The organism is Bacteroides sp. 3_1_13 (assembly GCF_001185845.1).
In the GTDB taxonomy this organism is placed as follows: domain Bacteria; phylum Bacteroidota; class Bacteroidia; order Bacteroidales; family Bacteroidaceae; genus Bacteroides; species Bacteroides xylanisolvens.
In genome coordinates, this window is sequence record NZ_KQ236955.1 from 2,353,568 (window position 1) to 2,359,979 (window position 6,412).

General features: G+C 37.4%; 5 protein-coding genes and 2 pseudogenes. 5 read left to right on the plus strand and 2 right to left on the minus strand.

All coding sequences use genetic code 11. The features are described 5' to 3' along the window. Window positions 1-462: 462 nt before the first annotated feature. The 4 genes and pseudogenes from HMPREF9009_RS25080 to HMPREF9009_RS26125 form a co-directional block, all read left to right on the plus strand. Window positions 463-1,251: pseudogene (locus HMPREF9009_RS25080) on the plus strand (transposase); the annotation flags it as partial. A gap of 139 nt (window positions 1,252-1,390) precedes the next feature. Further along, entirely contained in the window at window positions 1,391-3,250 is a 1,860-nt protein-coding gene (locus tag HMPREF9009_RS08480) for a RagB/SusD family nutrient uptake outer membrane protein (RefSeq protein ID WP_049701899.1), read from the plus strand. A gap of 16 nt (window positions 3,251-3,266) precedes the next feature. Beyond that, window positions 3,267-3,722, plus strand: coding sequence for a DUF5004 domain-containing protein (locus HMPREF9009_RS08485; RefSeq protein WP_049702310.1), 456 nt, complete (start codon window positions 3,267-3,269; stop codon window positions 3,720-3,722). 89 nt (window positions 3,723-3,811) lie between these two features. Further along, window positions 3,812-4,249, plus strand: a pseudogene (locus tag HMPREF9009_RS26125) (DUF4961 domain-containing protein); the annotation flags it as partial. A gap of 101 nt (window positions 4,250-4,350) precedes the next feature. On the opposite strand, the gene HMPREF9009_RS08490 reads toward HMPREF9009_RS26125, so the two are convergent. Both HMPREF9009_RS08490 and HMPREF9009_RS08495 read right to left on the minus strand, forming a co-directional pair. After that, entirely contained in the window at window positions 4,351-5,286 is a 936-nt protein-coding gene (locus tag HMPREF9009_RS08490; RefSeq protein ID WP_008025715.1) for an ISAon1 family transposase, read from the minus strand. A gap of 40 nt (window positions 5,287-5,326) precedes the next feature. After that, window positions 5,327-5,698 (minus strand): ISAon1 family transposase N-terminal region protein, encoded by a 372-nt coding sequence (locus HMPREF9009_RS08495; RefSeq protein ID WP_008640050.1) that lies wholly within the window; start codon window positions 5,696-5,698, stop codon window positions 5,327-5,329. Between the two features lie 44 nt (window positions 5,699-5,742). Between HMPREF9009_RS08495 and HMPREF9009_RS08500 the strand changes: the two genes are divergently transcribed. Next, a complete protein-coding gene (locus HMPREF9009_RS08500) occupies window positions 5,743-6,252 on the plus strand; it encodes a DUF4961 domain-containing protein (protein ID WP_255353082.1) in 510 nt (169 codons plus the stop codon). The last annotated feature ends 160 nt before the right edge of the window (window positions 6,253-6,412 follow it).

A 6,412-nucleotide genomic window follows, 5' to 3' on the forward strand; every position in this document is an offset into this window, starting at 1 on the left:
TGCAGATAGCAGGAGGAAAAGATGGCGATAATGAAGGAAAAACATAAAGATATAAAGTGAATGATACACAGAAAAGCAGTAAACAACAAGAAGTTGCTTAATAAACAACATAAGAAAAGGAATTATCGTCAATCCGGCGGGAGTCAGGAAAAGCTACAGCTATCATACATGAGAAACGGGCAAAATAGATAAAAGGAGTATGAGAATAAGAGGAAAAACGATTTGAAACCTATGAGAAATGCATCGTTTTTAGGCATAAATGATGGAAATAGTATGAGAAACACCATTTTATGTCTTATTCCTCATACTGTTATGTTATTGATTCATAGATTGTTATCAGGTGTATTATGAGAATATGAGAAATGAAATTTGAAAATCTTCTCTAGTAAGCCGCTGGAGACTGTAATTTAAACAGTGTCAGTAACGAATAAAATTAATATCTTTACTAACATAGTTTTTTTTATGAGCAAAGAATTCAATTTTGAAGAGATCAAAAACAAGGCTTTGGAACAGCTTAAGTTTGGTAAATCCTTGTTAGGCAAAGACGGTACTTTTGCTCCGTTATTGGAAAGCATCCTCAATGCCGCCCTTTAAGGCGAAATGGATGTCCACATGGACGATCATGAACGTTCTCTTGGTAATCGCGTATCCGCTGAGACCATCAGTTCCATCACCGATCGCGTTCTTCCGGAAATTCAGGTCTGGCGCAGCCGGCCTTTAGAAAGTGTGTATGCTATTGTCTGGACGGATGCTATTCATTACAAAGTAATGGATGAAAAGAATCGCCCTGTAACGCGGGCTATTTACAATATCATCGGTATTAACCCTGATGGACATAAAGATTTATTAGGGATGTATATCTCTAAAAGCGAAGGTGCTAACTTTGGGCTCTCTTGTTTGAGTGACATACAATCCCGTGGCGTAAAAGACATTCTTATTGCTTGTACGGATAACCTGACAGGTTTTTCGGATGCCATTAGAAGTGTTTTTCCTGAAACAACTGTCTAGGCTTGTATTGTTCACCAGAACCGCAACTCCATTAAGTATGTGATCAGCAAGAATCAAAAGAAATTCATGAAAGACCTTGAGCTTGTTTATCAGGCTGTAAGCAAGGAACAAGCCGAAATGGAACTGGATAATCTGGAACTTAAATAGGGAGAAGACTATCCTATTGTTATTAAATCCTAGCGGGATAACTGGGACAAGCTATCTGCTTACTTCCAGTATTCAGACGGCATTAGAAAGATGATTTGAAAAGTCTCTATAATCTAGTTTCTGTGATAATAGATATACAAGATCAGAAAATACATATATTCTTTTAGTGGTATGTATTTATTTAATCGTCATAATATAAAATTATAATAAGATTTCATTAATAATTTCTAGTAATATGAAAAAAGTTGTGTTTTTGTGCTTATTTATTGCAGGTACATTTGCGATTTCTTCTTGTACTTCTAATTTGGAACAAGTAGAAACGATAAACCTTGATCGGGAAACGGTATTCGCTGACAGTGCATATACAGCGAGGTTCCTTTCGCAAATTTATACCAACGTGGGCTATGATGTTAAACCAAACCGTTACAAGACTGAGTTTATGGGTTGGGTAACTCAACATGGAGGCTTACAAACTGCGTGTGATGAAGCAGCATACAAAGTTGTTTCTGATGTGACTAATGATGTGATGTTTGCTACCGGGACGATTAATCCGGTAAATGTAAAGGAGGATGATGTGTGGAAGATTGCCTATGTTAATATTCGGCGTGCGAATGTGTTCATGAGATATGTGGATGGCAGTCCGATAACTAAATCTGTAAAGCAGCAGTATAAAGCAGAAGCTCGTTTCTTGAGAGCATGGTATTACGCTATGTTATTACGTCATTATGGTGGAGTTCCTCTAATTGGCGATAATATATATGAGGTGGATGATGATATGAAAACTAGTCGTGATACGTATGCTGATTGTGTAGAATATATTGTTAATGAATGTGAGTTGGCGGCTCGTGATTTGCCTAATAAGTTTCGAGGAATAAATACAGGACGTGCTACTGCCGGTTCATGTAAAGGATTAATTTCGCGCGTTCGTTTGTATGAAGCCAGTAAATTATTCAATGGTAGTGATTTTGGAAAGTCAGCAGGTTTTCCAAAAGAATTGATTGGTCATCTAGAATATAATAAAGAACGTTGGAAAACAGCAGTTGATGCTGCTCTTGATGTGATTAAGATGAATACTTTTTCAATTTACTCCAATCATAAAGATGAAAAAGGTAATTCTGAACCGGGTTGGGGATTTTATGCAATCTTCCATAATAATGACTTTTATAATGTGTCTGATGCTGGAGACGGGATTACTTATCCTGATGGAACATATTGTGAAATGTTATTTGAATATAGACCTACAGCTGCTGGCAAGGAACGTGAAGCTTTGTTTGGGCCTCCAAGCTGTGGAGGGGATGGTAACGGTGGCTATGTTTATCATGATTTAGTAGAGCAATTTCCAATGAAAGATGGAAAAAACATAGATGATCTCACTAGTAAATATACTTATAATCCATTGAAACCAGCTGAGGGGAGGGATCCACGTTTGGCTAATACGGTAGTATGGCATGGATCAAAGTTAAATAGTGCCGGGGACCGGAATCATACTATTTATACGCATGTGGGTGCTGGAAGTACTTCTGATGCTTTTGGGGCGGGCACACCGACAGGATATTATATTCGTAAATTTAGTCATCGTGGGGTAGCTGGTAATCATTGGATTAGTACTTCTCAAGCCTTTGACTTAATTCGCTATTCCGAAATTTTGTTGAACTATGCAGAAGCTGCTAATGAATATTATGGACCGAATCATAAAGAAATTCTGGATGGACATGTTGTAAGCCCTTATGAAGTATTGAGAACGCTTCGGGAGCGCGCTGGAATTGACCCTGGAAGTGACGGGAGATATGGGCTAAAGGAAGGTATAGAAAGTGACTATGAAAAGATGCAAGAAGCTATTCGTTTGGAACGTCGTATTGAATTAGCTTTTGAAGGACATCGTTTCTTCGATGTACGTCGTTGGATGATTGCAGAGACAACTGAGAATCAACAGATGCATGGTTATAAAATTACGAGAAGTACTAATGGTATTGAAAAGGGAGAGAAGGTAAAAGTACGTAAACATACTTTCCGAGAAGCTATGTATTTCTTCCCTATTCCTTATAAAGAGACTGTAAAGAGTGACGATTTGCTTCAAAACCCTTATTATGAATAATAAAAAAAACAGAAATATGAGACTGAATATGCAATTTGTGATTGCGGCATTTCTGGCATTAACTGTGATTATCAGTTCTTGCGACACATTTAAAGATGAAATGGCGCCTGGAAGTTATTCGGAGACGGTTAAGTACATAGATGGTAATTGGCAATTAGCTACTGTTTTTCGAAATGGAATAGACATTACAGAGTATATGGATTTTAGTGCTTTTCATATTATATTGAAAAAAGACAATACTTATGAAATAAAAAATTATCTGCCATTCATTGTAAAAAATAAAGGGAAATGGAGTGTAGATGATCCACAGTTTCCATTTCATCTTGTATTTGAAGAAGAAGGGATGAATAAAGAAGTAAAGACTGAAATTGGATTTTCGACAGTGGACGGGAAACGCCGATTGACAATAAAGTTAAGTCCGGGATGTCATACTAACACCTATGTTTATACTTTTAAACAAGTAATAGAATAACGCTTTAATATAACCTTATGAAAACAAATAGTAAACAACAAAATAGAAGTTATGCTTTGGGAATTCTTCTGTTATTGATGACAATTATAATGGTTGGGTGTGTTTATCTTGACTCCATTAATCTTAATCAAGGTACAGAAGAAGAGCCGATTTATTGGGTGAAGGCAGGAGAAGTTGCTACCTTTACAGTGAAAGGTCATATTGATGCTGCCGGAGGTGAAACGAAGAGATTTTTGGTAGCTATATTGGTTCCTAAAAGTTGGAATGCACGTGAAAATACTACGGTAACTTACATTGCTGATGGGGTGGAAGATGGGGTCACTTCATTACCAATGTCTCCGGTAGATACTAAATTGGTACCAAAGAATGCAACCGTACCTTGGGCAGAGCTATTGATGGCAGAATATGGAGTTAGCACGAATGTGTTGAATGATATGGAGTGGGTAGCTTTTCGTACTGATAAAATATATTCTATCAAACAACATGACAAGGCAAGTTTTACTATTACTTTGAGATGTAAAACTGGTCCTAAAAATTTGCGTTTTAAACCAGCTTTCTTTATCAATTTTGCGGAAGATGATTTTGGCTCAGTTGTAATTCTTGGGGGATTAAGTTTAGTCAATTCCCTTCATGCATATACCTTTGCTAGCCTAAAAAGGAAGAAGCTCATATCCACTACTCCTCTAAATGATGCCCTAAATGCTTTGATTTTAGCATTAAATGCTTCCGCTGCTGCATTTGTACTCCTGTTCACAAAGAAGTTCAGAATCCTTTCATAATGATTCTCAATAGAGTTTGCTACTGTTGTGAATGTATCGTATCCATATTCTTCAATCTTATTATACCATAGTGCCAGCTTTGCTCTTGCTACATCCTTGTCATAGTTTGTGGAAAAGATCTTTCCCAACTCCAATGAGTAGTAATATACGTGCTTAATATCTTCAAACTGCTTGAAAAGTAATTCTGCCCTGATTTTCTGACTCTTGGTCCATTTATCAGGTGATTTAAATAATAAATATCTGCTTCTGGCCAATAATTGCCTGAGTGTATCTCCGTTTTCGAGTTCTTCTGCTTTATATACTTCCCCCTTCTCTTTTGCCGCTTTCATAGCTTTATTCTCCTCTTTTATCACTTGCCATCTATATGTAATGCGCAACTCTTGTACAGCTTCGTATACAAGTTTTTGTACATGAAACCTATCAATCACCTGCATGGCACGTGGAAAGCACGTTTTGGCAATCTTTTGCATGCTCCCTGCCATATCCAGTGTAATTTCTTTGACCTGATTACGCAGCTCCTGTGGCATCTTTGTAAGTACCGCAATGATATCATCGGTTTTAGTGCCCTGAATTACAGCTATAATAGAACCTTTCCTACCTCGCTTATCTCTATTTATTAAGATGGTATAAAGATCTCCCTTACTTAAAGCCGTTTCGTCAATACATAGGTGATAACCCATATTCTTTGGATAAAGGATATACTCTTGGGCATGTGCTCTCTGATCCCAATTCTGGAAGTCACTCAGGTGGTCTTTATATTGGCTTTGAAGCTGTTTGCCATCCATACAGTAATGCTCAGCTACACTTTGGCAGCTAACGGCGTGATTATCTAAGTAATTCTTTTAAAAAAGCACCGAACTCAGCGGTTATGCGAGTACCGGTGGCTACCAAACTCCAGTCACGACTATATGTCTGCCCAGTGGATGGATCTTCCCAGCGACGACGCTTGATACGTAAATAAACGGCTTTACCACGGATAGGGAAGTCCTGAACTTCAATCTCAGGGAGGAAACCTTTTGAGTGAAGATGGAGATCAGAGTACTCAGCAGGAATAGTGGCTTTCTCCTCTAAATAAAGAATAAAGCAAGTATCCTGAGAAACATGATTGACTAGGGTAAAGTAATCAAGGATTCCTGAAGGCAAGAACAAGCTTAAAGAAGCAACAGGATCAATCGTTTGGGAAGAGGATGTTTTCATGATGCAAAAATAAGAATTTTAACGCAATCCCCCAAGGTTTCAGACTGAGCCATGATTTTCCGCAAAAGGAGGAATATAAGAAATATAGTCCTGGTGCCCAATGCTTTGAAGTAGTGGAAGGAGATGGCGGAATAACAGATTTTTGTTCTTTCCATTTTAATAGAGTAGAACCACTGGCGGCATTACAAGATGATTATGTGACGTTTTCATTTTTAGGTGATATTTATTCCAATGATCTTGTGAAGGCTGATGCCATTTATATGGAAGCCACGGCATATACAGATAATGGCAATATTTATTCGGTAGATGAGAGGAGTGAAAAAACATTGATGATTAAGGAAGACCGAGTATTTAGCGAAACCTATAATTTGACTATTTGGCCGGCAGGATTTTTTGGTATTCCTGAGGGAGAAGTTATCACCAGAATTGATTATATATTCACAAATGAAGACGGTACAATTAATATTACCGGTACCGATGATAAAATAGCTGCTCAGGGAGGTGAGATAGAAGGAGAAGAACAACCGTTCAGCTACGAACTTATTTGTGAATAAAGCTGTCAGTATTTATGTTTTTATTAATATTAAATGATAGGAAATTATATGTATAATATAGTAATCCTTAATTCCGCAACACTATTATAAAATATTTTTTTTAAGTACCTGAGCAACAAAAAGTTGCTCAGGATTTTGCCATGTCAGAGGATTCACTTAA